Source organism: Synechococcus sp. CS-205 (assembly GCF_025128255.1).
In the GTDB taxonomy this organism is placed as follows: Bacteria; Cyanobacteriota; Cyanobacteriia; order PCC-6307; family Cyanobiaceae; genus Regnicoccus_A.
The window spans coordinates 18,567-43,612 of record NZ_JAHLZB010000014.1 but is presented as its reverse complement, the minus strand read 5'-3'; the positions used below and the strand labels follow the sequence as shown (position 1 = coordinate 43,612).

The 25,046-nt window shown below is 67.0% G+C and carries 36 protein-coding genes and 1 tRNA gene; 7 read left to right on the top strand and 30 right to left on the bottom strand.

Translation table 11 applies throughout. The features are described from left to right. Window positions 1-44: 44 nt before the first annotated feature. The 26 genes from truA to rplC all read right to left on the bottom strand — a co-directional run bounded on the left by truA (window position 45) and on the right by rplC (window position 14,245). The gene (gene truA / locus KQ297_RS03120) at window positions 45-986 is read right to left on the bottom strand and encodes a tRNA pseudouridine(38-40) synthase TruA (protein WP_399251118.1); all 942 of its coding nucleotides are present in this window, start codon (window positions 984-986) and stop codon (window positions 45-47) included. 26 nt (window positions 987-1,012) lie between these two features. Further along, window positions 1,013-1,363, bottom strand: a complete 351-nt coding sequence (rplQ, locus tag KQ297_RS03115) for a 50S ribosomal protein L17 (protein ID WP_185464197.1) — start codon at window positions 1,361-1,363, stop codon at window positions 1,013-1,015. A 41-nt stretch (window positions 1,364-1,404) separates the two neighbouring features. Further along, window positions 1,405-2,343: a DNA-directed RNA polymerase subunit alpha gene (locus tag KQ297_RS03110; RefSeq protein ID WP_185464196.1), complete on the bottom strand. Its 939-nt coding sequence runs from the start codon at window positions 2,341-2,343 to the stop codon at window positions 1,405-1,407. A 50-nt stretch (window positions 2,344-2,393) separates the two neighbouring features. After that, a complete protein-coding gene (gene rpsK / locus KQ297_RS03105; protein ID WP_255110681.1) occupies window positions 2,394-2,786 on the bottom strand; it encodes a 30S ribosomal protein S11 in 393 nt (130 codons plus the stop codon). A gap of 66 nt (window positions 2,787-2,852) precedes the next feature. Beyond that, on the bottom strand, window positions 2,853-3,218 hold the full coding sequence (gene rpsM, locus KQ297_RS03100) for a 30S ribosomal protein S13 (RefSeq protein WP_185464195.1): 366 nt from the start codon (window positions 3,216-3,218) through the stop codon (window positions 2,853-2,855). Between the two features lie 94 nt (window positions 3,219-3,312). Then, window positions 3,313-3,426: a 50S ribosomal protein L36 gene (rpmJ, locus tag KQ297_RS03095; RefSeq protein WP_007100636.1), complete on the bottom strand. Its 114-nt coding sequence runs from the start codon at window positions 3,424-3,426 to the stop codon at window positions 3,313-3,315. 45 nt (window positions 3,427-3,471) lie between these two features. Then, complete coding sequence (locus KQ297_RS03090) at window positions 3,472-4,020, bottom strand: adenylate kinase (RefSeq protein WP_259738129.1); 549 nt, start codon at window positions 4,018-4,020, stop codon at window positions 3,472-3,474. A gap of 44 nt (window positions 4,021-4,064) precedes the next feature. Next, the gene (secY, locus tag KQ297_RS03085) at window positions 4,065-5,381 is read right to left on the bottom strand and encodes a preprotein translocase subunit SecY (RefSeq protein ID WP_259738128.1); all 1,317 of its coding nucleotides are present in this window, start codon (window positions 5,379-5,381) and stop codon (window positions 4,065-4,067) included. Between the two features lie 133 nt (window positions 5,382-5,514). Beyond that, window positions 5,515-5,967 carry a 50S ribosomal protein L15 gene (rplO, locus tag KQ297_RS03080; protein ID WP_259738127.1) on the bottom strand — a complete coding sequence of 151 codons (453 nt, stop codon included), beginning with the start codon at window positions 5,965-5,967 and terminating at the stop codon, window positions 5,515-5,517. A gap of 5 nt (window positions 5,968-5,972) precedes the next feature. Further along, the gene (rpsE, locus tag KQ297_RS03075) at window positions 5,973-6,629 is read right to left on the bottom strand and encodes a 30S ribosomal protein S5 (protein ID WP_259738126.1); all 657 of its coding nucleotides are present in this window, start codon (window positions 6,627-6,629) and stop codon (window positions 5,973-5,975) included. Between the two features lie 13 nt (window positions 6,630-6,642). Beyond that, complete coding sequence (rplR, locus tag KQ297_RS03070; RefSeq protein WP_259738125.1) at window positions 6,643-7,008, bottom strand: 50S ribosomal protein L18; 366 nt, start codon at window positions 7,006-7,008, stop codon at window positions 6,643-6,645. 32 nt (window positions 7,009-7,040) lie between these two features. Continuing rightward, a complete protein-coding gene (gene rplF, locus KQ297_RS03065; RefSeq protein ID WP_185464189.1) occupies window positions 7,041-7,580 on the bottom strand; it encodes a 50S ribosomal protein L6 in 540 nt (179 codons plus the stop codon). 15 nt (window positions 7,581-7,595) lie between these two features. Further along, entirely contained in the window at window positions 7,596-7,997 is a 402-nt protein-coding gene (gene rpsH, locus KQ297_RS03060; RefSeq protein WP_185464188.1) for a 30S ribosomal protein S8, read from the bottom strand. Between the two features lie 22 nt (window positions 7,998-8,019). Next, window positions 8,020-8,559: a 50S ribosomal protein L5 gene (rplE, locus tag KQ297_RS03055; protein ID WP_185464187.1), complete on the bottom strand. Its 540-nt coding sequence runs from the start codon at window positions 8,557-8,559 to the stop codon at window positions 8,020-8,022. A gap of 83 nt (window positions 8,560-8,642) precedes the next feature. Continuing rightward, the gene (gene rplX, locus KQ297_RS03050; protein ID WP_185464186.1) at window positions 8,643-8,999 is read right to left on the bottom strand and encodes a 50S ribosomal protein L24; all 357 of its coding nucleotides are present in this window, start codon (window positions 8,997-8,999) and stop codon (window positions 8,643-8,645) included. A 1-nt stretch (window position 9,000) separates the two neighbouring features. After that, complete coding sequence (gene rplN / locus KQ297_RS03045) at window positions 9,001-9,366, bottom strand: 50S ribosomal protein L14 (RefSeq protein ID WP_006173346.1); 366 nt, start codon at window positions 9,364-9,366, stop codon at window positions 9,001-9,003. Between the two features lie 12 nt (window positions 9,367-9,378). Next, window positions 9,379-9,630 carry a 30S ribosomal protein S17 gene (rpsQ, locus tag KQ297_RS03040; protein ID WP_185464185.1) on the bottom strand — a complete coding sequence of 84 codons (252 nt, stop codon included), beginning with the start codon at window positions 9,628-9,630 and terminating at the stop codon, window positions 9,379-9,381. 16 nt (window positions 9,631-9,646) lie between these two features. Beyond that, window positions 9,647-9,862 (bottom strand): 50S ribosomal protein L29, encoded by a 216-nt coding sequence (gene rpmC, locus KQ297_RS03035; RefSeq protein WP_259738124.1) that lies wholly within the window; start codon window positions 9,860-9,862, stop codon window positions 9,647-9,649. Between the two features lie 4 nt (window positions 9,863-9,866). Further along, window positions 9,867-10,328 (bottom strand): 50S ribosomal protein L16, encoded by a 462-nt coding sequence (gene rplP / locus KQ297_RS03030; RefSeq protein ID WP_185464183.1) that lies wholly within the window; start codon window positions 10,326-10,328, stop codon window positions 9,867-9,869. A gap of 16 nt (window positions 10,329-10,344) precedes the next feature. After that, window positions 10,345-11,073 (bottom strand): 30S ribosomal protein S3, encoded by a 729-nt coding sequence (gene rpsC / locus KQ297_RS03025; protein WP_259738123.1) that lies wholly within the window; start codon window positions 11,071-11,073, stop codon window positions 10,345-10,347. A gap of 19 nt (window positions 11,074-11,092) precedes the next feature. Next, window positions 11,093-11,452, bottom strand: a complete 360-nt coding sequence (gene rplV, locus KQ297_RS03020) for a 50S ribosomal protein L22 (RefSeq protein WP_185464181.1) — start codon at window positions 11,450-11,452, stop codon at window positions 11,093-11,095. 13 nt (window positions 11,453-11,465) lie between these two features. Beyond that, complete coding sequence (rpsS, locus tag KQ297_RS03015) at window positions 11,466-11,741, bottom strand: 30S ribosomal protein S19 (RefSeq protein WP_185464180.1); 276 nt, start codon at window positions 11,739-11,741, stop codon at window positions 11,466-11,468. 35 nt (window positions 11,742-11,776) lie between these two features. Next, a complete protein-coding gene (gene rplB, locus KQ297_RS03010) occupies window positions 11,777-12,640 on the bottom strand; it encodes a 50S ribosomal protein L2 (RefSeq protein WP_259738122.1) in 864 nt (287 codons plus the stop codon). A 15-nt stretch (window positions 12,641-12,655) separates the two neighbouring features. Further along, window positions 12,656-12,958: a 50S ribosomal protein L23 gene (locus tag KQ297_RS03005; RefSeq protein ID WP_185464178.1), complete on the bottom strand. Its 303-nt coding sequence runs from the start codon at window positions 12,956-12,958 to the stop codon at window positions 12,656-12,658. Further along, window positions 12,951-13,586, bottom strand: a complete 636-nt coding sequence (gene rplD / locus KQ297_RS03000; protein WP_185464177.1) for a 50S ribosomal protein L4 — start codon at window positions 13,584-13,586, stop codon at window positions 12,951-12,953. Before rplD ends, KQ297_RS03005 begins: the two co-directional genes overlap by 8 nt. 11 nt (window positions 13,587-13,597) lie before the next feature. Next, a complete protein-coding gene (rplC, locus tag KQ297_RS02995; protein ID WP_259738121.1) occupies window positions 13,598-14,245 on the bottom strand; it encodes a 50S ribosomal protein L3 in 648 nt (215 codons plus the stop codon). A gap of 415 nt (window positions 14,246-14,660) precedes the next feature. Between rplC and KQ297_RS02990 the strand changes: the two genes are divergently transcribed. The 6 genes from KQ297_RS02990 (at window position 14,661) to recA (ending at window position 20,235) form a co-directional block, all read left to right on the top strand. Further along, window positions 14,661-15,122 (top strand): NAD(P)H-quinone oxidoreductase subunit N, encoded by a 462-nt coding sequence (locus KQ297_RS02990; RefSeq protein ID WP_259738207.1) that lies wholly within the window; start codon window positions 14,661-14,663, stop codon window positions 15,120-15,122. After that, a complete protein-coding gene (locus KQ297_RS02985) occupies window positions 15,073-16,173 on the top strand; it encodes an LdpA C-terminal domain-containing domain (RefSeq protein ID WP_259738120.1) in 1,101 nt (366 codons plus the stop codon). The genes KQ297_RS02990 and KQ297_RS02985 overlap by 50 nt, the downstream gene beginning before the upstream one ends. Before the next feature lie 26 nt (window positions 16,174-16,199). Continuing rightward, on the top strand, window positions 16,200-17,894 hold the full coding sequence (locus KQ297_RS02980; RefSeq protein ID WP_259738119.1) for an AAA family ATPase: 1,695 nt from the start codon (window positions 16,200-16,202) through the stop codon (window positions 17,892-17,894). Between the two features lie 156 nt (window positions 17,895-18,050). Continuing rightward, window positions 18,051-18,122 (top strand) — tRNA-Gln (locus tag KQ297_RS02975). A 17-nt stretch (window positions 18,123-18,139) separates the two neighbouring features. Further along, the gene (locus KQ297_RS02970; protein WP_259738118.1) at window positions 18,140-18,889 is read left to right on the top strand and encodes an HAD family hydrolase; all 750 of its coding nucleotides are present in this window, start codon (window positions 18,140-18,142) and stop codon (window positions 18,887-18,889) included. A 155-nt stretch (window positions 18,890-19,044) separates the two neighbouring features. After that, complete coding sequence (recA, locus tag KQ297_RS02965) at window positions 19,045-20,235, top strand: recombinase RecA (RefSeq protein ID WP_259738117.1); 1,191 nt, start codon at window positions 19,045-19,047, stop codon at window positions 20,233-20,235. A 29-nt stretch (window positions 20,236-20,264) separates the two neighbouring features. Here the strand turns inward: recA and KQ297_RS02960 are convergent, their stop codons facing one another. From KQ297_RS02960 to KQ297_RS02950, 3 genes are all read right to left on the bottom strand, one after another. Next, on the bottom strand, window positions 20,265-20,642 hold the full coding sequence (locus KQ297_RS02960) for a DUF1815 family protein (RefSeq protein WP_259738116.1): 378 nt from the start codon (window positions 20,640-20,642) through the stop codon (window positions 20,265-20,267). Between the two features lie 86 nt (window positions 20,643-20,728). Beyond that, window positions 20,729-20,974: a DUF2839 domain-containing protein gene (locus tag KQ297_RS02955; RefSeq protein WP_185464394.1), complete on the bottom strand. Its 246-nt coding sequence runs from the start codon at window positions 20,972-20,974 to the stop codon at window positions 20,729-20,731. A 69-nt stretch (window positions 20,975-21,043) separates the two neighbouring features. Continuing rightward, a complete protein-coding gene (locus KQ297_RS02950; RefSeq protein ID WP_259738115.1) occupies window positions 21,044-22,477 on the bottom strand; it encodes a helicase in 1,434 nt (477 codons plus the stop codon). Window positions 22,478-22,520: 43 nt separating this feature from the next. Here KQ297_RS02950 and KQ297_RS02945 point away from each other — a divergent pair, with 43 nt between their 5' ends. Beyond that, window positions 22,521-23,390: a prephenate/arogenate dehydrogenase gene (locus KQ297_RS02945; RefSeq protein WP_259738114.1), complete on the top strand. Its 870-nt coding sequence runs from the start codon at window positions 22,521-22,523 to the stop codon at window positions 23,388-23,390. A 30-nt stretch (window positions 23,391-23,420) separates the two neighbouring features. Here the strand turns inward: KQ297_RS02945 and crtD are convergent, their stop codons facing one another. After that, entirely contained in the window at window positions 23,421-25,025 is a 1,605-nt protein-coding gene (gene crtD, locus KQ297_RS02940; RefSeq protein WP_259738113.1) for a C-3',4' desaturase CrtD, read from the bottom strand. Window positions 25,026-25,046: the final 21 nt, after the last annotated feature.

Genomic DNA, 25,046 nt, shown 5'->3' with positions numbered 1-25,046 from the left:
TGCCGGCGGAGAGGCTCCAGCGGCGTGACGCGCAGTTCCTGAGCCTAAACCTTGGCCCATTGGCCCGTCTCCGGGACTCCGCTGGACGTATCCAGTGGCGAGCACGCCTCGTTGCTGTCAGACAGCGGGGGTGGGCTCAGGGAAGGAAGCTCCGGCGGATCCTGGCATTCCAGCCAGAGCCGCGGTTGGCAATCATACCAGGCTGAGTGCGGGAAAGGCGATGTGGGATAGCCAACCCGCAGCAGGCAGAGCCCGTGGGCTGGGGCCGCCTCTTTCACCTCCGAGCGTGCACGCCGTCGCCAGCGGGTCTCAAATCCGTCCGGACTCAAGCGATCCTCACCCACGGCCACCAACTGGCCCATGATCAGGCGCACCATGCCGTACAGAAAACCACTGGCCTGGATCTCGGCCACGACCAGGTCGCCGTCACGTTCCAGACTCACGGCCTGCACCTTGGTGCGGGCGTGGGGGCGGCGGCTGCCGGCCCGCTGGTAGGCGCTGAAATCATGGGTGCCGAGCAACCCACGCAGGGCCCGGGCCATCGCGCCCTCGTTCAGACGCCTCTGGTAGCGGTGCCAGCTCCAGGGGGAGAGGAACAGGTTGGGCCTGCGGCCGTTGTAGAGGGTGTAGCGGTAGCGGCGGTAACTGGCGGAGAAACAGGCGTGCCAGCTGGAGGGAACCACTGCGGCCGCCCTCACCCGGATGGAGGCGGGCAGCCGGCCGTTGATGGCCGCGGCCCAGCGCTGGGCGGGGATCGGTCCGCTCGCCTCAAAATGCACCACCTGGCCGGCCGCATGGACTCCGCTGTCGGTCCGTCCGGCGGCCATGGCCCGCATCGGCCGGTGCGGATCAAGTTGGGCCAGGGCCTGCTCCAGGGTCTCCTGCACACTCAGCTGCCCTGGCTGGCGCTGCCAACCACAGAAGGAAGACCCCTCGTACTGCAGACAGAGGGCGATTCGACGAATCCCCTCCTGCGTGGACAACAGGGATGCTGGAGCGAAGTCGTGGGGCGTCAGACCAGCTCGATGATGGCCATTTCGGCGTTGTCACCCCGGCGGGGGACAGTACGGATGATCCGGGTGTAGCCGCCGCTGCGCTCGCCATAGCGCTCCTGCGCCTTGTCAAACAGGGAGTGAACCAGCTGCTTGTCGAAGATGTAGCCAATGGCCCGCCGACGGGCGGCCAGGCTGCCGTCCTTGGCCAGGGTGATCATCCGCTCCGCCTCATCACGCAGGGCCTTGGCGCGAGCCTTGGTGGTGGTGACACGGCCCTCGCGGATCAACTGGGTGGTGAGGCCCCGCAGGAGGGCTTTGCGTTGGTCGGCGGGACGTCCGAGCAGGGGGACGCGGCACTGGTGTCGCATGGTTCCGGGAGAGGAAAGGAAAAGGGAGGAAACGGTGCCGCTCAGGCAGTGGTCCGGCTCTGGGGCAGGGAGATGCCGATGCGCTCCAGCGCTTCGATCACCTCATCAGCCGATTTGGAGCCGAAGTTCTTGATCTCGAGGAGATCCTCGTAGCTGAAGCCCATCAGGTCGGAGACCGAATTGACCTGCGCCCGCTTGAGGCAGTTGTAGGCCCGCACCGAGAGGTTCAGCTCCTCCAGGGGGATCTGGCTTTCAGCCGATGGCTCAGGCTCGAGGCCAGGCTCCTCGACCATGGTCAGGCTGGCCAGGGGCTGGAACAGGGCAATCAGCTGATTGGCTGCCTGGGCCATGGCGTCATCGGGAGTGATCGAGCCACTGGTGACGATCTCCAGGCGCAGGCGTTCCCGGGCCGAACCGCCTTCGCCAACAGCTGTTTCGTCGACCGTGTAGTTCACCCGTCGAACGGGCATGAACACGGCATCGATCTGCAGCAGGTCGATGGCGCTGGTGTCTTCATGGTGGCGATCCACCGGCCGGTAGCCGACCCCACGCTCCACGTGCACCTCAAGCTCCAGGGAGTGACCTTCGGCCACGGTGGCGATCGGGCGATCGAAATCGATCACCTGAACCTGGGAGGAGAACTGAAGATCACCTGCCGAGACGCTGGCTGGACCATTGACGACCAAGCGGCCGATCTCGAGGTCGCGGTTTCGGCTGTTGACCACGACTTCCTTGCAGTTCAGCAGGATGTCGAGGACGTCTTCACGAACACCGGGGATGGTGGCGTACTCATGGTTGACCCCGGCGATGCGCACGGCAGTGATGGCACTGCCTTCCATGCCGCCCATCAGAACCCGGCGCAGGGCGTTCCCCAGGGTGATGGCTTGGCCGCGGTCGAGGGGCCCGATCACGAACACACCGGTCTGGGAGCGGTCGTCGGCGATGGAATGCTCGACCCGATCGATCTGATACTGATGCACGGCCTGATGGTGGTGAGGAGGAACGCCGGGAGGCGGTTGGAAGCGGGGATTCAGACCCGGCGGCGCTTGGAGCGGCGGCAGCCGTTGTGGGGCAGGGGGGTGACATCCCGGATCAGGGTGATCTCGAGTCCGGCCACCTGCAGGGCACGGATGGCGGTTTCACGCCCGGAGCCGGGGCCACGGACCAGCACTTCGATCTGGCGCATGCCTTGGTCCAGGGCCCGGCGGCCGGCGGCCTCGGCAGCCGTCTGGGCGGCGAAGGGGGTGCCCTTGCGGGCTCCCTTGAAGCCGCTGGCCCCGGCCGACGACCAGGAGATCACCTCACCGGCGGTGTCGGTGATCGACACGATCGTGTTGTTGAAGGTGCTCTGGATGTGTGCCACACCGTTGGGCACGTTGCGCTTGGTCTTTTTTGCGCCGGTTTTCTTGGCTGGCTTCGCCATGGACGGGGGCCTGGTGGGGTGAGGTGGTGAGGGATCTGACCGCCGTGGTGGGGTCGGACGGGAGAGTTACTTCTTCTTGCCGGCCACGGTCTTGCGGGCGCCGCGGCGGGTACGGGCATTGGTGCGGGTGCGTTGGCCACGCACGGGCAGGCCCATACGGTGACGGCGACCCCTCAGGCAGCCGATGTCCTGGAGGCGCTTGAGGGCCATGCCCTCCTGACGACGCAGGTCGCCCTCGAGAGTGAAACTTTCGGTGGCAGCCCGCAGTTTCTGGACATCAGCGTCTTCGAGGTCCTTGACGCGGGTGTCGGGGTTGACGCCGGCTTTGGCCAGGATTTTCTGGGCACGGGTGAGCCCGATCCCGTAGACGTACGTGAGAGAAATCTCGACCCTCTTGTCACGAGGGATATCGACACCGGCAATCCGAGCCACGAAGAAAACGATTCAGTAGGGCAGAGGGAGCCCGGCCGTTGAAGGCAGGGCGGTGTGCCCGAAGGGGCACTGGGAAAGAAGAGCTCGGCTCAGGTCAGCCCTGACGCTGCTTGTGCTTGGGGTTGGTGCAGATCACCATCACCCGGCCGTGGCGACGAATCACTCGGCACTTCTCACACATCTTCTTGACTGAGGCACGCACCTTCATGGGCGGCGGCACTCCATTTTGCAAACAGCTACCGTATCACATGGGTCAACCCAGGATGCTGCTGATCCTGGAGGCCACCGCCTCCACCGATCCTTCGGCCTCCACCTCCCGGATCAGGCTCAGGTTGCGGTAGAAGGCGATCAAGGGCGCAGTCTGTTCACGATAGACCTCCAGACGGTGGCGGATCACCGCTTCGTTGTCGTCCTCGCGGCCTCGGCTGAGCAGGCGCTGCAGGAGGATTCCGTCGTCGAGCTGGAGCAGGATCACGTGCTGGATCGGCTTCTGCAGTTCGTCGAGCAGCTCGCCGAGGGCTTCGGCCTGGGCCAGGTTGCGGGGAAAGCCATCCAGCAGCCAGCCACCGTCATGGCCGAGCAGGCGAGCCCGCACGATCGCCAGCACCAGTGCGTCGCTCACCAGCTCACCCCGTGACATCACGGTCTGGGCTTCGGCTCCCAGCTCCGTTCCCGCCTGCACTTCCGCCCGCAGCAGGTCGCCTGTGGAGAGGTGGAGCAGCTGGCGACCTTCGGCCAGCTGCTGGGCCTGGGTGCCCTTGCCGGCGCCGGGGGGGCCGAGGAAGAGAAGACGGTCGGACATGACGGGTGAGGGCGTCTGGGAATGGCGGCCAGGGCTGGAGGGGATCACTCCCTCACCATGCCCTCATAGCGCTGGGAGATCACGTATGTCTGGACCTGTTTGGCGGTGTCGATGGCGACACCGACCAGAATCAGCAGGGAGGTGGCACCCAGACCCTGGAAGGTGCGCACCTGGGTGGCGCCTTCCACGGCGGAGGGAATGATCGCCACCGCCCCCAGGAAGAGACCACCCAGCAGGGTCAGTCGGTTCTGCACGCCGCTGAGGTACTGGGCGGTGGCGGAGCCTGGCCTGACACCGGGAATGGCCACACCCCCTCGCTTGAGGTTGGTGGCGATGTCGATCGGATTGATCGTGAGCGAGGCATAGAACAGGGAGAAGCCACAGATCAGCGCAAAGAAGATCAGGGCATAGAGCCAGGGGGTGCTGCTGTTGGGGTTGAGGTAACCGGCCAGCTGGATCAGCCAGGGAGCCCTGGTGATGTTGGCGATGGTCAGGGGCAGGAAGACGACAGCGGAAGCGAAGATGATGGGCATCACGCCACCGGCGTTCAGCTTGAGCGGCAGGTAGCTCTGGCGACTGGCGAGAGCCGCCTGGCCTGCCTGACGCTTGGCGCTCACGATCGGGATGCGCCGGCTGCCCTCCTGCACGAAGATGATCCCCACGATCGTGACCAGGAAGATCAGAACGAGCACCACGATGCCGCCGATGGTGGCCCGGTCACCACTCTCGGCGAGCTTCACGGTGGAGCCGAGCGCCCTCGGCAGGGTGGCCACGATGTTCACGAAGATCACCAGCGAGGCGCCTTGGCCGATCCCCCGTTCGGTGATCACTTCACTGATCCACATCACCACGATCGCGCCGGTGACGAGCGCCAGGGTGGTCTGGATCACGAACACCGGTACCGGGATGCCGGGAAGGGCGTACTGGCGCAGGATCAGGGCGAAGACGGTGCTCTGAAGAAGGCCCCAGCCCAGGGCCACATAGCGGGTGATCTGGGCGATCTTGCGTCTCCCGGCTTCCCCTTCGTTCTTCTGGAGATCCTCCAGCTGGGGCAGGGCGGCTGTGAGCAGCTGCAGGATGATCGATGCGTTGATGAACGGCAGGATCCCGAGGGCGAACACCCCGAGGGTGGAGATCCCTCCGCCGGTGAAGATGTCGAGGAAGCCGATCAGCTGGCCACCCTGCTGAATGAACTGCTGAAAGGCCACCCGATCGATGCCCGGCACGGGGATGTAGATCCCCAGACGCACAAGCAACAGCAAGCCAAGGGTGGTGAGGACCCGATCCCTCAGTCCCTTGGACTGGACCACCTGGGTGAGGATTTCCGCGGCACTGGGGTTGCGGCCCCGGCTGACGAGCATGGCGAGAAGGGATGAGGGACGGGCTGGCGAAACGGGAGCTGCTATGGCAAAGCCGCCTGCACGGCCATGGGGCGGCGGCAGGCGGCTGGTTGCTCGGCGCACCCTTGAAGAGCAGGGGGCGGACCGTGACCGATCAGTCGATCAGCTCGCAGCTGCCACCTGCTGCCTCGATCTTGGCGCGAGCCGAGGTGGTGAAGGCGGCCGCCTCGACAGTCAGCTTCACATCCAGATCACCGCTGCCGAGGATCTTCAGCGGATGCTTGGGGCTGGTGACCAGACCCGACGCCACGAGGGTGTCGAGGTTGACGGTGCTGCCGGCCTTGAGCCCTGAGAGCTTGGCCACGTTCAGCACGGTGAAGTGCCGGGGGTTGACCAGGGGGAAATGCTTGAGCTTCGGAATCCTGCGGTAGAGAGGCATCTGGCCGCCTTCAAAGCCTGGACGGGTGGGTCGGCCCGAGCGGGACTTCTGGCCGCGCATGCCGAACCCGCAGCTGGCGCCCTGGCCGGCGGCGATGCCACGGCCTTTGCGCAGTTTGCGCCGACGGGCACCGGTCTGGGGGGTGAGGGTGCTGAGAGAGAGGGTCATGGGGCTCAGGAGTAGATCTGCTCGAGGGAGATGCCCCGTTCCTTGGCCGTCTCCTTGTGGGTGCGCAGAGACTGCAGCGCCTGAATGGTGGCGCGGGCATTGTTGAGGGGAGTCTTGCTGCCCAGGCGTTTGGCCAGCACATTCTTGATCCCGGCCAGCTCGAGCACAGTACGGATCGAGCCGCCCGCGATCACGCCGGTGCCAGGGGCCGCCGGGCGCATCAGGATGCTGGCGGCACCGTCGACGCCATGGCCGTCGGTGGGGATGGAGCTGGTGCGGGTCAGGGGAACCTTCACCAGGTGCTTCTTCCCATCGGCGACGCCCTTGCGCACGGCGCCGATCACATCACCCGCCTTGCCGACGCCCACACCCACCTGGCCGCGTTCGTTACCGACCACGACGATGGCTCGGAAGCTCATCTTCTTGCCGCCTTTGACGGTCTTGGAGACACGGCGGATCTGCACCACCCGCTCCTGCCATTCGGAGTCGCGCTCCTGGCCACGGCGGTTGTCGCGGCGTCCGCCGCCACCACGGCGGTCACCACCACCGCCACCACGGTTGCCGCCACCGCGGCGTTCCTGCTGAGCTTCGGCAGCAGCGGGAACGCCGACGGCCGCGGATGGCACGTCGCTGGATTTGGTCTGTTCGTTGGTTTCGGTCATGGTTGGAGGCGGTTCAGAACTGAAGGCCCGCTTCCCGGGCGGCATCGGCGAGGGCCTTGACCCGGCCGTGGTACAGGTTGCCACCGCGGTCGAAGACCACCTGCTGGATTCCCCTGGCGATGGCGCGGGTGGCCAGCAGCTGGCCCACGGCGACGGAGGCGTCGCGGGTGGCACTCGACTCGAGGCTGGTGCGCAGATCCTTGTCGAGGGTCGAGGCTGCACAGAGGGTGGCCTGGGCCGCGTCGTCGATGACCTGGGCGTAGATGTGGTTGTTGGAGCGGAACACGGCCAGGCGAGGACGATCGGCGGTTCCGTTGAGATGGCGACGCAGACGGCGGTGACGCTTCTGGGTCTGCTGTTTTCTGGAAAGGGTGGACATGGCAGTACAGGGTGGGAACGCTCAGGCAGGCCTCATTTCTTACCGGACTTGCCGGCCTTGCGCAGGATGCGCTCACCCGCGTACTTGATGCCCTTGCCCTTGTAGGGCTCAGGAGGACGGATGGCGCGGATCTTGGCGGCTTCATTGCCCACCAGCTCCTTGTCGGCCCCGGACACCATCACCTGGGTGGTGCCCTCCACCGTGAAGCTGACGCCCTCAGGGGGAGTCACCTCCACCGGGTGGCTGTAGCCCGCACTGACCACCAGCTTGCGTCCCTGGACCTGGGCGCGGTAGCCCACTCCCACGATCTCGAGCTTGCGGGTGAACCCCTGACTGACACCCTCCACCATGTTGGCGACGAGGGTGCGGCAGAGGCCGTGACGTTCCCTGGAGCGGCGGCTTCCGTTGGAGGGGGTGACCACCAGGGTGTTGTCCTGCTGGCTGACCGCCACCCCATCGGGGAGGGTGCGGCTGAGCTCACCCTTGGGACCTTTGACCGTTACCGCCAGACCCGCCAGGGTGACATTCACCTTGTCGGGAACGGGGATCGGCGATTTACCAATACGAGACATGGATCGACTCCCTGATCAATAGATGTAGCAAAGCACTTCGCCGCCAACGCCCTGCTTGCGGGCATCGCGGTCGCTCATCACCCCTCTGGAGGTGGAGATGATCGCCACACCCAGGCCGCCAAGGACCTTGGGAAGCTGGCGGGTGTTCTTGTAGATGCGCAGACCTGGCTTGCTCACCCGCTGCACCGAACGGATGGTGGGCTGACGGTGCTTGCCACTGTATTTCAGCTCAAGAACAAGAAAGCGTTCAACGCCTTCTCCCTCCTCGCTGATCTGGGCGATGAAGCCTTCATGCTGCAGCACCTTGGCGATGCTGTGGGAGAGGCGTGAAGCAGGCACCTTGGTGGTCTGGTGCTTCTTCTCACTCGCATTGCGGATGCGGGTGAGCATGTCGGAAATCGGGTCGTGATTAGCCATGGTTGGGATCCGAAGAGGGGGCTCAGTTGCTGCGGAACGGCATTCCCATCTCGCGGAGGAGGGCCCGGCCCTCTTCGTCGTTGCGGGCGCTGGTCACGATGGTGATGTCCATGCCACGGATGGCGTCGATTTTGTCGTAGGAGATTTCGGGGAAGATGATTTGCTCCCGCACCCCCAGGGTGTAGTTGCCACGTCCGTCGAAGCTTTTCGGGCTGACGCCACGGAAGTCGCGGATGCGGGGCAGGGCCAGGTTGATCAGGCGCTCCAGGAAGGCATACATCCGATCCCCGCGAAGGGTGACGGCCACGCCGATCGGCATGCCTTGGCGAATCTTGAAGCCGGCGATGGCTTTCTTGGCGCGCGTTACCACAACCTTCTGACCGGTGATGGTGGCCAGTTCGCTGATGGAGGCTTCAAGAGCCTTGGCGTTCTGGGCGGCTTCGCCGAGTCCCCGGTTGATGGTGACTTTCACCACCTTGGGGACTTCATGGACGTTCGAGAGGGTGAGATCCTTGAGCAACTTGGGCAGGATCGTCTCCCGATAGCGCTGTTTGAGTGACATGGCGGGGATGGGGGGATGCGCTTCTGGGCGTTGTCAGAAAGCGGACAGGGTTCGTTCAGCGGTGGGAGCGGACGTGCTTGCCGTCAGGCAAGAACTTCACCCGTCTTCTTGAGGCGGCGCTTCTTGGTGCCGTCGGCCTCGACGACAAGCTCCACCCGGCTGGGGACGTTGTTGGCGGTGGAGAACACCATCACGTTGGAGGCATGGATGGAAGCCTCTTCGGTGAGGATCCGGCCTGATTCGCCTTCCTGGGTGGGCTTCATGTGACGGGTGCGCAGGTTGATTCCCTGCACCACAACACGGTTCTCGTTGGGAAGGGTGCGCAGGACCTCCCCGGTCTTGCCCTTGTCCTTACCGGCGATCACCTTGACGGTGTCGCCTTTGCGGATGCGCATCTTGACCCGCTGGAGGGGCCTGGTTTTTGGTGTGGCTGTGGCCATCTCAGATCACCTCCGGGGCGAGAGACACGATTTTGGTGAAGTTGCGCTCCCGCAGTTCCCGGGCCACAGGGCCGAACACCCGGGTGCCTTTGGGGTTGTTGTCGGTGCCGAGGATGACGGCGGCGTTGTCATCGAAACGGATGGCATTGCCGGTGTCACGGCGCAGGGTGGCCCTGGTGCGGACTACCACGGCCTTGACCACATCAGACTTCTTCACCCCCATGTTGGGCATGGCGTCCTTGACGGCAGCCACGATCACATCCCCCACGTGGGCATAGCGACGGTTGGTGCCCAGCACCCTGATGCACTGGATGCGCTTGGCGCCGCTGTTGTCAGCGACATTGAGGAAGGTTTCCTGCTGAATCATGGTGGGATCTCCTCAGCTCGCGCCGGATGTGGTGAAAATCTCGGCCACGGCCCAGCGCTTGGTGCGGCTGAGGGGACGGGTTTCTGTGATGCGGACCCGATCACCCACGCGACAACGGTTGTCCTCGTCGTGGGCTTTGTAACGGGCGGTGCGGCTGACGGTCTTCTGGTAGATGGGATGGGGGAAGCGGTTCTCCACCGCCACCACCACCGTTTTGTCCATCTTGTCGCTGACGACGACGCCGACCCTTTCCTTGAGTGCCATGGGTGGTGTGGGGGGATCAGGAGGCGGAGGGGGTGGAGCTCTGACGCTCCTTCTGCACCGTCAGCAGCTGGGCCAGCTTGATGCGGCTCTGCTTGAAGCGGTGAGGATGTTCCAGACGGCGGGTGGCCTGCTGGAAGCGCAGATCGAAGAGATCACGGCGGGTGCCGTTGATCTGTTCGCTGATTTCGGCGTCGGTGAGCTTGTGCACCTCGGCGATGTCAGGACGGGCCATGGGTTCAGGACTCCACAGGGACGGTGATCTCCGGTTCGACCGCACTCACCTGCTCGTCAAGGGCCAGGAACTTGGTCTTGATGGGCAGCTTGTACTGGGCCAGGCGCATGGCCTCCTTGGCGATGGTTTCGGTGATTTCGGCACCGCCCATCTCGAAGAGGATGCGACCTGGTTTGATCACGGCCACCCAGAACTCGGGGTTGCCCTTACCGGAGCCCATGCGGGTTTCGGCGGGGCGCATGGTGACGGGCTTGTCGGGGAAGATCCGGATCCAGATCTTCCCGCCCCGCTTGACGTAGCGGGTCATGGCCCGGCGGCTGGCCTCAATCTGGCGGGAGGTGATCCACCCGCATTCCTGGGCCTGCAGCGCAAACTGACCGAAGGCAATGGTGTTGCCCCGGCTGGCGACACCGCACATGCGGCCTCGCTGCTGTTTGCGGAATTTGACGCGACGTGGACTCAGCATGGTTCAGGCTTCCTGCTCACTCCTCGTTGGAGCGGTCTTCGAACTGTTGGGGCCGCCGGTTGGCGCGGCGCCGTGGTGCTGCCCCGACGGGGAGTTTTTCCTGCTGACCAGGAAGCACTTCACCTTTGAACACCCACACCTTGATGCCCAGCACCCCGTAGGTGGTGGTTGCCACCTTGGTGGCGTAGTCGATGTCGGCGCGCAGGGTGTGCAGCGGAACCCGGCCTTCCCGGGTCCATTCGGTCCGGGCGATCTCGGCGCCATTGAGGCGCCCGCTCACCTGGATTTTCAGGCCGAGCACGCCGGCCCGCTGGGCCCGCTGCACGGTCATGCGCATGACCCGGCGGAAGGCCACCCGCTTCTCAAGCTGCTGGGCGATGTATTCGGCCAGCAAGAAGGCGTCGGCGTCGACCCGCTCCACCTCCACCACGTTGATGCGCACCTGGCGGTTGCGATCACCGACAGTTTTCTGAATGCCGGCGCGCAGGTCCTCGATGCCGCTTCCCTGGCGCCCCACCAGCACTCCGGGTCGGGCTGTCTTGAGCTCCACCTCCAGCTGGTCGGCCTTGCGGGCGATCAGCACATCACTGATGCCGGCGGACGCGTACTTCTTGTGGATGAAGCGGCGAATCCGGTCGTCCTCCTGGAGGAGGGTCGGATAGGTCTTGCTGGGGGCGTACCAACGGGAGTGGTGGTCCTGGGTGATCCCCAGGCGCAGGCCGGTTGGATGGATCTTGTGTCCCATCGGGCGGTGTCCTCGGGGGTCAGGCGGAAGGAGCCACAGCAATGCTGATGTGGCAGGTTTGCTTTTTGATGGCGTAGGCACGGCCCTGGGCCCGTGGCCGGAAGCGCTTCAGGGACGGACCCATGTCGGCGCTGGCGGTGCTGATCACCAGGGTGGTGGGATCGAGGCCCATGTTGTGCTCCGCATTCGCCACCGCCGATCGCAGCACCTTGGTGATGGGGCCGGTGGAGCGGTAGGGCATGAACTCGAGCAGGATCAGCGCCTCGCGATAGGTGCGGCCGCGGATCTGATCGAGAACCCGGCGCACCTTGGAGACGGAACCGCGGATGTAGCGGCCGTGGGCGCGGGCTTCTTGGCTGGGGGTGGTGGTGTTGGCCATGGTGAATCGCTCCTTAACGGGCACCTTTCTTGTCTTTGATGTGGCCCCGGAAGGTGCGGGTGGGGGCGAATTCCCCCAGCTTGTGGCCCACCATCTGCTCGGTCACGTAGACCGGCACATGGCTTTTGCCGTTGTGGACGGCAATGGTGTGGCCGATCATCATCGGCAGGATTGTGGAGGCCCGCGACCAGGTCTTGATCACGGTTTTGTCGCCAGCACTGTTCTGCGCTTCGATCTTGCGCAGCAGATGGTCGGCGACAAAGGGTCCTTTTTTGAGTGAACGTCCCATAGCGAATCAGGCAGACAGCAGAACGGTGTTGAGCATCAGGAATCCCGTCCGCCACGGCTCCGCTTGGAGGTGCGGCGACGCTTCCGCAGCACAAACCGGTTGCTTGGCTTGTTGCGCTTGCGGGTTTTCAGGCCCAGGGCGGGTTTTCCCCAGGGGGTGACAGGGCCGGAGCGGCCGATCGGTGCCCGACCTTCGCCACCTCCATGGGGGTGATCGCAGGGGTTCATCACGCTGCCGCGCACCTGCGGGCGGCGGCCCAGCCAGCGGGTGCGACCCGCCTTGCCGAGGCTGGCGTTGCGCACTTCGGCATTGCCCACTTCGCCGAGGGTGGCGAAGCACTCGCGACGCACCAGCCTTACCTCGGTGGAGGGGAGCTTGAGGGCGACATAGTCGCCTTCCTTGGCCATCACCTGGGCGCTGGCACCAGCGGTGCGGACCATCTGGCCACCACGGCCGGCATAGAGCTCGACGTTGTGGACGCTGGAGCCGAGGGGAATGGCCGAGAGCGGCAGGGCATTCCCCACTTCAATCGGGGCGTCGGGGCCGGATACGACCGTCTGCCCCACGCTGATGCCGGCAGGAGCCAGGATGTAGCGCTTCTCTCCATCGGAGTAGAAGAGCAGCGCCAGCCGCGCATTGCGGTGGGGGTCGTAGTGGATGGCGGCCACCCGGGCGACCACGCCGGTCTTGTCGCGACGGAAGTCGACCAGGCGGTAGAGGCGCTTGTGGCCACCGCCGCGGTGGCGGCAGGTGATCACACCGCGATTGTTGCGGCCTTTCTGACGGTGTTTGGCCACCACAAGCGTGCGCTCGGGGCGTCGCTCCGTGACTTCACTGAAGTCGCTGGAGGAGCGGCCGCGAGTGCCGGGGGTGTAGGGGCGGTAGTTGCGGATTGCCATAACGATTCAGACCCCTCAGGCCTCTGGGAACAACTGGATGGCATCGCCGGCGGCCAGGCGCACCACGGCTTTCTTCACCTGGGCGCGCTTGCCGGCGAAGCGACCGACCCGCCGGCTTCTGCGCGGAGGATTCATGGTGCTCACCCCGATCACATGCACGTCGAACAGATGTTCGACAGCGGCCTTGATGTCGGGTTTGGCTGCCCGGGGGTCCACCTCGAACGTGTACTGGTTGAGTTCCAGGGCACGGGTGGCTTTTTCAGTAATCAGCGGCCGGCGGATCACATCCGCGAGCCGGCCATTGAAACGCTCAGTCATCGCCGTAGATCTCCTGAATCTTCGCCAGTGCCTCTTCGCTCAACACCAGCACATTGGCGTGGAGCAGGTCGAACACATTGAGCTGATCCGCGGCGATCAGCTTCACCTTCTCGAGGTTGCGCACCGAGCGGCGCACCACATCGCTGGGGGCATCAAGCACCAGAAGGACCTTCCTTCCGGCCGGCACGTCCCAGCGCTCCAGCGCGTCCACGATCTCTTTGGTCTTCGGAACCTTGAGATCGGTTGCGAAGCCTTTGACCACGAGGATGTCGGCAGCACGGCTGAGCAGGGCCGTGCGCAGGGCCAGGCGACGTTCCTTGCGGTTCATCGCCAGGCTGTAACTCCGGGGCTTGGGCCCGAAGATCACACCACCACCGGGACGCAGCGGGGTGCGGATCGAGCCCTGACGGGCCCGGCCCGTGCCCTTCTGCTTGTAGGGCTTCCGGCCGCCACCGCGGACTTCCGCCCGGGTGAGGGTGCTGGCGGTGCCCTGACGGGCGTTGGCCAGCTGACGCACCACCGCCCTGTGCACCAGGTCGGCAGCGGAGGATTTCTTGGCGACCTTCAGGTCAAGGCTGGCCTCGCCGGCCTCCTTGCCCTGCCAATCGCGAACAACACAATTCACCATCTGATTTCTCCTCAGTTCGCGGCCTTGGCGCCGACCCGCAGGGCGGGGCGGATGCTGAGCAGGGTGCCGGGCTTGCCGGGCACCGAACCTTTCACCACCAGCAGATTGCGGTCCTGATCCACCTTGAGGATGGTGAGGCCACGGGTGGTGATCTGCTTGCCGCCGTAGCGGCCCGCCATGCGCTTGCCCGGATAGACACGCCCTGGAGTGGTGCCGGCACCGGTGGACCCAGGCTCGCGGTGATTCTTGGAGCCGTGGGTCATCGGACCCCGGCTGAAGCCATGGCGCTTCTGATAGCCGGAGAAACCCCGGCCGACGGTGTCGCCACTGACGTCCACCTTCTGTCCGGCTTCGAAGGCCTCGACCGTGATGGAAGCCCCCAGCTCAAGCCCATCAAGGGAGTCGAGCCGGTACTCCTGGAGATGGCGGAGCAGCTCGTCGCCCGACTTGGCTAGGTGGCCGGCAGCAGGCTTGTTGACGAGCTTCTCGCGGACCTCGCCAAAACCGATCTGCGCGGCGCTGTAGCCGTCAGTGGCGGGAGTCTTGAGTTGAGTGATGCGGCAGGGGCCCGCCTCGATCACGGTGACCGGGATGGATTTGCCGTTGGGGTCGAAGTACTGGGACATGCCCAGTTTCTTCCCAAGGATGCCGAAGGACATAGGAGGGAGAAACGCCAGCGGGACAGCGGCACGCACGGAGGGTGCGAACCACTCGGGACTGAATCGGGCAGACGCGCTGGGCCAGGAACCTGGCTCCGGAGCCGCTGGAAGGCAGATCCTCCTGAGCGGTTTCGGGTGGGCTAGCGGTTGGCGAAACAGTTGGCTGGGACTTGTCCGCACCTGCTGGGCAAGGCGGCAGTATCCCGGCGGCTGTGGCGTTGCGCGGAGCAATCCGGCAAGCCTGGCCGCACTGGCCAGAAGAGACCGTCGCCAGCGACGATCCCGTGCACAGCTCCGGAGGCCCGGCTAGCGGTCGGGCGCAGATCAGTTGCACAAGCAACCAACATACCCCACGGCCTTCACCCAGTCCCGTCACTCCCTGCCAGACTGCCGTCACCAGTTCTGGTGCCGCCCCATGCCTCTGCTGCTCTCCGGACGTCGCTTCCGTGAGGACCTTGAGCAGGCCGGAGCCCTGGCCCTCTATGCACCCCTTGAAGGCGGCGCCGAGACCAGGCTGCTGCGGCGTCTGCGCGCCGCCGGCTACGGCGCCCAGATCACCTCGGCCCGTGGACTGGGCGATCCGGAGGCCTTTCTGTTCCAGAGCCACGGCGTGCGCCCCCCCCATCTGGGTCACCACAGCGTCGGCCGTGGGGCTGCCGTGGGAGAGGTGCAGAGGGTGATGCCCCAGCTCGGAGCCCTGCTGGAGGGCGTCAAGCCGATGGTCCTGTGGTTGCTCGAAGCGCAGGTGCTCTCGTCTGCTGAGCTGCAATCGTTGTGCACGCTCACCCGGCGTGAGCCCAGGCTGAAGATCGTGGCGGAGCTGGGCGGTGCCCGCAGCCTTCGCTGGAGGCCGCTGGAGCAGATGGTTGCGGCCTGAGCAGGCCCTGGCCTGCGGTCGCTGGGTCAAGCTGATCTGCGGGGCCAGCAACCAGGATCTCGCCGCCATCGAAGATCTCTGTGGGCTTTATGCCCTCGCGGGGGTCCACTGCATCGATGTGGCCGCCGATGAGGCGGTGGTGGCCGCCGCCAGGCGCGGCCTGCGCTGGGCCCGTTGCCAATGTCCGGAGCTGGTCACCCCCTGGCTGATGCTCAGCCTCAGCGACGGGGAAGATCCCCATTTCCGCAAGGCCTGGTTCGATCCCAGCCGCTGTCCAGCCGACTGCCCCAGGCCTTGCGCCCGCGTCTGCCCTGCCGAGGCGATTCCGTCCGGCTCGGGCGTGATCGCGGAGCGCTGCTATGGCTGTGGCCGCTGCATCCCTGCCTGCCCCCTGGGATTGATTGAGCCCCGGAGCCATGGGCTGGAGGCCCGGGCGGTGCCGGCCCTGCTGGCGCGTCTGCGCCCGGACGCTGTGGAGATCCACACCCGCCTGGGTCGGGGAGACGCCTTCGCCAGGCGACTGGAGCAGGTGGTGGCCTCGGGACTGCCCCTGCGGCGGCTGGCTGTGAGTTGTGGACTGGAGGCAGGCGCCGGTGCCACCAGCGCTGATGCCGACGCCGACGCCACCCCCGCTCGCCTGGCCCGGGAGCTCTGGCAGCGGTTCGCCCTGCTGCGCCGCCATCAGATGCGCCCCCTCTGGCAACTCGATGGCCGCCCGATGAGCGGAGACGTGGGCCACGGCACCGCCCATGCCGCCGTCAATCTGCTGGTCGCCGTGCGCCCGCTGGCTCCCCCGGGACCCCTGCAACTGGCGGGTGGTACCAATGAACGCAGCCTGCCGCTGCTGCGCCAGCGCAGTGGGGGCATCCGTGCTGCCCGGGCGACAGCCGCAGGCGTGGCCTTCGGTGGTCTGGCCCGCCGAAGGCTCGCCCCTCTGGTCCAGGAGGCGGCGCGCCATGGCCGGCGTGTGCTCGACGATCCAGACCTCTGGCCCCGGGGCCTGGGGCTGGCCCGGGAGCTCGTCTCTCCCTGGCTGGTCGCCGACGGCTAGAACGGCAATGCAGAGGGCCCCCATCCATGCCCAGTTCAAGTGTCGCCGGTCGTCCCTCGGATCCCCTCCCGATCACGCCCCAGGGGATCACCGACGATCTCGACCGCCTGCTGGAGGTGCTTCCCGATCGGGTCGGGGAGGCTCTGGCCAGCCTGGGCAGCAGGGAGCAGTTGCTGGAGGTGGTGCTGGATCTGGGCCGAGCTCCTGAGGCTCGCTACCCCGGACGGGCCAGCGTGCTGGATCAGCGACCGATCGATCGGGCCGATCTGGCGGCCGTGGTCCAGCGGCTCGGGGCCTTCGGCGGCGACAACCGGGCTGGGATCGAGCGCACCCTGCACCGCATCAGCGCCATCCGGAACCGAGCCGGTGAGGTGGTCGGGCTCACCTGCAGGGTGGGTCGGGCTGTGTTCGGCACGGTGGCGATGGTGCGCGACCTGCTTGACAGCGGCCAGTCGCTGCTGCTGATGGGGCGCCCCGGCGTCGGCAAGACCACGGCCCTGAGGGAGATCGCCCGGGTGCTGGCCGACGACCTGGAACGGCGGGTGGTGGTGATCGACACCAGCAACGAGATCGCCGGTGACGGTGACATCCCCCATCCCGCCATCGGCCGTGCCCGGCGGATGCAGGTGGCGCGTCCTGAGCAGCAGCATCAGGTGATGATCGAGGCGGTGGAGAACCACATGCCCGAGGTGATCGTGATCGATGAGATCGGCACCGAACTCGAGGCCCAGGCCGCCCGCACCATTGCCGAGCGGGGCGTGATGCTGGTGGCCACGGCCCACGGCAACGAGCTGGCCAACCTGATCAAGAACCCCACGCTCGCCGATCTGATCGGAGGCATCCAGTCGGTCACCCTGGGCGATGAAGAGGCCCGCCGCCGCGGCTCCCAGAAGACTGTTCTGGAGCGTTGCGCCGAGCCCACCTTCCCCCTGGCGGTGGAGATGCACAGCCGCCACCGCTGGTCGGTTCATGCCGACGTGGCCCGCACCGTTGATCAGCAACTGCGGGGCCAGCCCGTGCGCCCCCAGATCCGTGAGTTGGACAGCGACGGCCGCCTGCGCCTCAATGATCCCGAGCCTGCCCCGCCCTCCCCCCGGATGCCCCGGCGGGGCCTGGCCCCGGTCGCCACCCCGCCCTCCCGCCGCCCGGCCCTGGCGCCGGTGCCCCTTCCCGATCCTTCGCTGCCCCCGCCCCATCGCCGGACGGCCTCTCCCACCACGGCCGCGGCGCCCCTGCGCCTCTACTGCTGCGGGGTCAGCCCCCAGCTGCTGGAGCAGGTGGTGCGCAGCCGTCAGCTGCCCGTTCAGCGCGCCAGCCAGGTGGAGGAGGCCGACGCGGTTCTCAGCCTGCGCCAGCAGCTGGGCCGTGATCCACAGGTGCGCAGCCAGGCCCTCGAGCGCCATGTGCCGATCCTGGTGATCAAGGCCGACACCCTCCCCCAGATCCAGCGGGGCGTTGAGCGGCTGCTGCGCCGTCGCGGGGGTGATGGGGTTCCCCCGCCCACTGGTCGTGCCAGTGCTCCTGACGACGCCCATGGCGCCATGGAGGAATGCCGTCTGGCGGTGGAGCAGGTGGTGCTTCCCCAGGGGCGGCCGGTGGAGCTGTTGCCGCGCAGCCCATCGGTGCGCCGCATCCAGGCCGATCAGGTGAACGGCTACGGCCTGCGTAGTGCCGAGTTCGGCAGCGGCGACCAGCAGCGGCTTCGGGTCTTTCCCCCCTGACAGTCCCGGCCCTGGTGCACCGGGTTCCCCACCGGTCCGGAGAGATTGACGAAGGACGGCCCGCTGTGGGTAACTAACAAGGCAACCGGCCAAGCCCCTTCCCCTCGAGATCCATCCGCTTGGATCCCCTCGATCGGTAGGTCGCTGCTGGAGCGTTGGGCCGTCGCCAAGTGGTAAGGCAGCGGGTTTTGGTCCCGCCATTCCTAGGTTCGAATCCTAGCGGCCCAGTTCTGAGAGATTTCTGTGTGGCCCCCGGCCCTCTGCTGGTGTTCGACTTCGACGGCGTACTCGTCGACGGCATGGCGGAGTACTGGTGGGCGGCCCGCCAGGCGGCCCTGAGGCTGTCTCCGGATCTGCCCCTCCCCGAGCAGGCTCCCGCCGCCTTCGCCCGGCTGCGCCCGCTGATCCACAAGGGGTGGGAGATGGTGCTGGTGGCCGCGGAGCTCGCCCGCCATCCCAGCGCCCTCAGTGCCCCTGGCGTCGCTTACGACCAGGCCCTGCCTCTGGCCCTGGCCCACTGGGGCTGGAGCCCGCCGATCCTGCAGTCCACGCTCGAGGATGTGCGCCGGGAGGCGATCCAGGCGGATCGCTCCCACTGGCTGGCGTTGCACCGGCCTTATCCAGGAGTGCCACAACGGCTGCGGGCCCTGGCGGCGGAGAGGGCCGACTGGGCCGTGCTCACCACCAAGGGCGGCGACTTCGCCAGGGAGCTGCTGGCGGCCCAGGGTCTTGTCCCCCTGCAAACCTTCGGCCACGAGGACGGCACCAAGCCCGAGGTGCTGCTGCGCCTGCTTGCCCTGCAGCGTCCGCTCTGGTTCATCGAAGACCGCCGAGCCACCCTCGAGGCCGTTCGGGCCACCGCAGGCCTCGAGGCCGTGCGTTGCTTTCTCGTGAGCTGGGGCTATCTCGGCCCCCGGGATCTGGCCGATCTGCCCGAGGGCCTGACGGTGCTGGAACCGACGGCCTTCGCCGCCCCCTTGGCGGAGTGGCCCTGACCCGTTAGCGTACGCCTGTACTAATCTCCGGGCGTACGGGTCGTCGCCCTGATACATCCGACGGCTTTGGTGGCACCTGTAGCTGTGAGGCCGCAGGACGACATCCCCTTCAGGGTCCGTCCCTTTCCGGCCTGTTCCTTCATCCTCCACTGACCATGCCTGCCGACCCCAAGAGCACCGATCTCAGGTCCGCCCAGCCCCGTTCCGCGAGCGCCGCGGCGTCCTCCGGCGCCGCCGGTGCCGCCGAGCGCGACAAGGCCCTCAACCTGGTGCTGGGCCAGATCGAGCGGAACTTCGGCAAGGGCTCGATCATGCGCCTGGGGGATGCGTCCCGGATGCGGGTGGAAACGATGTCCACCGGGGCGCTCACCCTGGATCTCGCCCTTGGTGGCGGCTATCCCAAAGGGCGGGTGGTGGAGGTGTACGGGCCGGAGAGTTCCGGCAAGACCACCCTCACCCTCCATGCCATCGCCGAGGCCCAGCGCCGCGGCGGGGTGGCCGCTTTCGTGGATGCCGAGCATGCGCTCGATCCGGTCTATGCCGCCGCCCTCGGCGTCGATGTGGAGAATCTGCTGGTGTCGCAGCCCGACACCGGTGAGATGGCCCTGGAGATCGTTGATCAGCTGGTGCGTTCCGCTGCGGTCGATATCGTCGTGGTCGACTCGGTGGCGGCCCTGACCCCCCGCGCCGAGATTGAGGGGGAGATGGGCGACCTGGCTGTCGGCAGCCAGGCCCGACTGATGAGCCAGGCGATGCGCAAGATCACCGGCAACATCGGCAAGTCGGGCTGCACGGTGATCTTCCTCAACCAGCTGCGTCAGAAGATCGGCGTCACCTATGGCAATCCTGAAACCACCACCGGTGGCAACGCTCTCAAGTTCTATGCCTCCGTGCGGCTCGACATCCGTCGCATCCAGACCCTCAAGCGCGGCACGGAGGAATACGGCATCCGCGCCAAGGTGAAGGTGGCCAAGAACAAGGTGGCTCCCCCGTTCCGCATTGCCGAATTCGACATTCTCTTTGGCCGTGGCATCAGCACCCTGGGCTGCGTCCTCGACCTGGCCGAGGAAACCGGTGTGGTGATCCGCAAGGGAGCCTGGTACAGCTATGGCGGCGACAACATCGGACAGGGGCGTGACAACACCATCACCTGGCTGGAGCAGAACGCCACGCAAAAGGAACAGATCGAGGCGGAGGTCCGGCAGAAGCTCACGGAGGGAGCTGATGTCACCGCCAATTCGATGAAACCGCTGGCGGAGGCTGCCGCCAAGCTGGCGACCTCCAGTGGAGCAGGCGAGCCGAAGGCCCCAGCCGGTGGTTCTGTGCTTGAGGCTGCCTCCCGATGAACGGCCTGACGGTGAGCTGGATCTCTTGATCAGCTCAGAGGAGCCCCAAGCTTCTTGGCTTGGGGCGGTTCGCTGGTGTCAGGGCTTGCCGCAACAGGCTGGGACTGTTGCAGAAACGTGGCCACCCGCTGCAGTTCCTGGATGGCCTCGGCACCTTCCAGCTTCACCAGTTCGCAGCCGTTGCGCGATTCAACCCAGCTGATGCCGAAATCGGAGACAAGAAAGCGGACCATGTGGGCATCCCCGAGGTCGGCCACGAAGGACGCTCCATGGCCATCACGGCCATCACCGCAGACATAGCAGGTGGCCACAAGGCCCTTGCGCTGCAGGCTGCTGGCCAGGGCCTGCAGGCTCATCACCAGATCCAGCACCACGGAGCGGTACTGCTCAGCGAGGCGGGGAAACATCGGCCAGCTCTGAAGTTTGAGCGATCCTAAGGTTTTCTTCCACTTCCTGCCAGCTCTTGAGGCTCTGTGGGCAAAGGCGCACCCGATCAGTCGGCGAGGGTCCACCAGCCGGCAGCCGGTCCGATGAATCGCACCGTCACCCAGAACAGCACCAGAGCCGCGATCCCCACCCAGGCCCCCCGGGTGGACACCTCAACGAAACGGTCTGCCTGGCGGCGGGTCAGCGGAAGCCAGGGGGCCAGCCGGGGGGAGCTCTCCTGAGCAGCGCCGGGCTTGTTCTGTGGCCCTCGGGGTGGCAATCCCTGCTCCGTGCGACGTCTGGCCTCTCCCATGCTTCTCGGCGTCATCCTGGCGGCCACCAGGCTACGGGCTGCTCCTCGAGCTCTTCAGCCCTGTTGTCCTCACGGTGGCAGCAGACGCTGCAGGGCCACCCATGGTTCAAGAGCGCTGAGCACCTGCTGCCCCCAGCTGCGGCTGCGCAGGCGTCCGTCCAGCACCGCCAGCCGCCCGCCGCCCCGGCGCAGCCCCGCCAGTGCCAGCTGCAGACGGGTCATGGCCTCCGGCAGCAGCAGCTCTCTGAACCAGTCGTGGCCGGCCTGGCGCAGCCGGGTGACCCTGGCCTCCGTGAGGGGATCTTCGAGACTGGCGATCGGCAGAGGTCCGACGATCACCTGACGGGGCAGTGGCAGGCGCCCCTGGTGCTCCAGCCACCACACCCAGCCGCAACAGATCACTCCATTGCTCTCGGGGGCCGTGGTCTCGTGGCCCACCCTGCGGCCGAATTCCGCCGCCAGGGCGCTGGCGAGGCTGAGCCGCTGGGGAAGCTCGTCCACCAGCACGATCGTCAGTCCGCTCTGGCCGAGCACGAGCCGTCTGCAGTGATCGAGCAGATGGGTGCCGAAGTGGGGGCTGTTGGGGAAGGGTTGCCCCAGGGGCGCATAGAGCGGCAAAGGGTCGCAGAGGGGCGGATCCGCCAGGTTCACGCTCACCTGCGGAGTGATGCCCGCCAGGCTGTCGCTGCGCCCGAACTGGCCCACCAGCACGGCGCCGCGGTTGTGCAGCAGACCATCCATGGCCTCCAGGGGCTCCAGGGGCTGGCGGTGCAACCGCCACTGCAACAGGTCCCGGTCCACGCTGGCCCAGCTGGTCCAGCCGGGTCCGGCGGCGGCCCGCCAGAGTTCCCAGGGTTCCGGCAGCGGCCCGAGCAACGCCAGCAGATGCCGGAGGGGGGCTTCCTCTTCGGGGCTGATCGGCACCAGACCCGAGGGTGTGGGCGGATGGGCGAAGATCCGCCGGCTCATGCGTTCATGCAGGGTCAGCAGGCTGGGTTCGGCACTGGGAAGAACCCGGCGCAGCCGCTCCCAGTCGCTGTTGTCGAGGGAGCGATCCAGGGACTGGCGCAGCTGATGGTGCAGCCGTTCGGCCTCCGGCACGACCAGCTGCCGCTCCCCCAGCTCATTCTTGCGCCAGGCCCGTTCCAGTTCAGCGTGGCTGAGCAGCCAGAGAAGGGATTCCGCTGGTGCAGCGGTGGGCCCTTCCCAGCAGGGCAGGTGCAGGCCCACGGCCCTCAGCCTTGGCATCTCCACCTGTTGGAGGCGGCGCCGCAGCGGATCACTCGCCACCAGGGCGAGAGGAGCCTCGCTCAGGGCCAGGGGCACCAGCAGCCCCACCAGCCAGTCGGGGTCACTGCCCGGGGCCAGGCGCACGAGGGTGTGATCGCTGCGCCGCAGACTGCGCGCCACCAGCCGGCTCATGGTCAGATGGTGAGGCCAGCGGATGCCCCCCTCCTGATGCAGGAGCTGTTTGAGCTGCTGGTGGGCGCGGGCTTCCAACATCGCGGAATCGTAGGAAGGTGGGGCGAGTGGGCCCGTACCAGTGATGACAACCCTCTGGCGTGAGCGACCGGTGGGGGTGGTGGGTCTGGGGCTGATCGGCGGCTCGATCGGGCTGGACCTGATGGCTCTGGGCCTTGATGTGCGCGGGCTGGTTCATCGCCAGGCCACGGCGGAGCGGGCCCGGAAGCGGGGCCTGGCCCGCCAGGTGAGCACCGATCCAGCGGTGCTCACAGACTGCGCGCTGGTGCTGTTGGCCTTGCCGCTCGACCAGTTGCTTGAGCCCTCCCGGGACCTGCTGGCGGCTCTGCCGCCGGGGGCGGTGATCGCGGATCTGGCCTCGGTGAAGGCCCCGGTGCTGGCGGCCTGGGAGCCGTTGGTTCCCCGCTTCGTGGCCACCCATCCGATGGCTGGCACCGCCGAGGCCGGGGTCGAGGCCGGCCTGCCCAACCTGTTCCGCGGCCGCCCCTGGGTGGCCACCCCCACGACCCACACCGACCGTGAAGCGCTCGGGCAGATGCGGGCCCTTGCGGGCGCCCTCGGGGGCCACTGGCTGGAATGCGACGCCCATTCCCACGACCGGGCCGTAGCCCTGATCTCCCACCTGCCTGTGTTCGTGGGCGCGGCCCTGCTGCGGTCGGCGGAGCGGGGGGCTGAGGTGCCGCCTGCTGAAGGGCTGCCGCAACTGGTGCGTGCCCTGGCCTCCAGCGGCTTCGCCGACACCACCCGGGTGGGCGGCGGCAACCCGGAGCTGGGCGCTCTGATGGCGCGCAGCAACCGCAAGGCCTTGGCAGAAGCCCTGGGGCAGTACCGGCTGGCCCTCGACGGCCTTGAAGAACTGCTTCTGCGGGACGACTGGGTCGGGCTGCTCCGGGAACTGGAGGGCTGCCGCGATCTCAGGCCTGAGTTTCTCTGAGCCCCTGGCCCGGGAGCCAGGGCCAGGGCTTCAGGGGACGCGCAGGTTCCTGCCCCGTCCCTGCAGCAGTTGCCTGCAGGCCATCAACGCCGAGAGACTCACACCTGCGGTGCCTTCCCCGGGGTGGATGCTGTCGCCGCAGAGCCAGAGCCCCGGCAGGGGGGTGCGGCTGGCCAGGCCGAACGGCCCGAAGCGGGAGGGATGCTGGCCAAGCCCCCCCACGAAGCCGAAGGGCCGCCCGGTCCAATGGGCAAATCCCCGGGGTGTCGCCAATTCCGCGTGGCGCCAGGCTGTCGCGCTCACCCCCAGGTTCCGCTCCAGACCAGCCTGGATCAGGCCCATGGCCTTCCCTTTGGCCAGGTTGTAGGCCTCTCCCTCCAGGGCCAGCCAGGGGCGAGCGGGCGTGAACACGCTGGCGATCACTGTGGCCTGCCCTGCCGGCGCCCGCCCGTCACCTTCCCGGCTCACCGACAGGAAGAGCGAACCGGGATCATCCCAGTCGATCTGCAGGTGGGCCGGACACTCCGCTGGCAGCAGAGCCCGTTCGACGGCCCCATAGAACACCAGGGCCCCGCTGGGGTCTGGGAAACCGTTGATCCGGCGGCGGTAGGTGTCAGGCATGGCCTCTCCCAGCAGATCGGCCAGGCTCTGGGGAGGCAGGGCCACCACCACATCCCGGCAGGAGACGCTGAAGGGGCGCCGACCTGGCCCCTGTCCACCCACGCTCCAGAGCTTCGGGCTGGGGTCCGCCTCGGAGCCAGAGCCACCCTCCGTTTCCGCCCGCTGCAGACTCAACGCCCGATGGCCAAGGCGCAGGTGGCCGCCATGGGCGCGCAGGGCGGTTTCAAGGCTTGTGCTCAGGGCCTGCATCGAACCCTGGAGGTGCCACAGGCCCAGGGGGGCCTGAGCCATGGTCAGCACACTGGCGCCGTAGAGGGCGGCTGTGCCCGCCGCCGGTTCCTGGGAATAGAGGCGGAGCTGCAGATCGAGGAAGCGCCGCAGGCGACGATCCCCCGCGCAGCCGCTCAGGCGCAGCAGGTCGGCCACGCTGGCGAAGGCGAGCGCCGAACTGGCGAGATTGGCGGGCCTCAGTGCCCCCAGCAACTGCCTCAGATCCCAGAGGCTTCGGGGAGGCAGCACCGGATCGCGCCGGGCAAACGACCAGTTGGCGTCATGCAGGGCGGCGCACAGGGTCCAGAAAGGTTCGCTGCCGGGGAACTGGCGCTGCCTCTCCCGGCGCCAGCGTTCGGGATCCCTCCAGAGCCTGATGGAAGGCTGGCCGTCGCCCAGATCCACCACACAGCCTGGATCGAGCGGGTTGGCCAGCGGCGGTTCGACCCCCAGATGGCGGAACAGACGTTCATGGATGCCGCCGGGTTCCAGCCCCGCCACCTGAGTGGCTCCCACATCGAAGACATAGGGGCCTCGGCGAAAGGTGCCGGCGCAGCCCCCGCTCTGGCTGTGGGCCTCCAGCAGCTGCACCGAGAGCCCTTCCCGGGCCAGCAGGGCGGCGGCGGTCAGCCCGGCGATGCCGCCGCCGATCACCGCCACATCCAGCACCTGCACGGCCTTGATGGAGGAATCCAGGGGAGAAGGGCTGACGGCCAAGCGATGGGCGATAGGGGCAGCCGGCATGCTGGCAGGCCCGGCATGGCC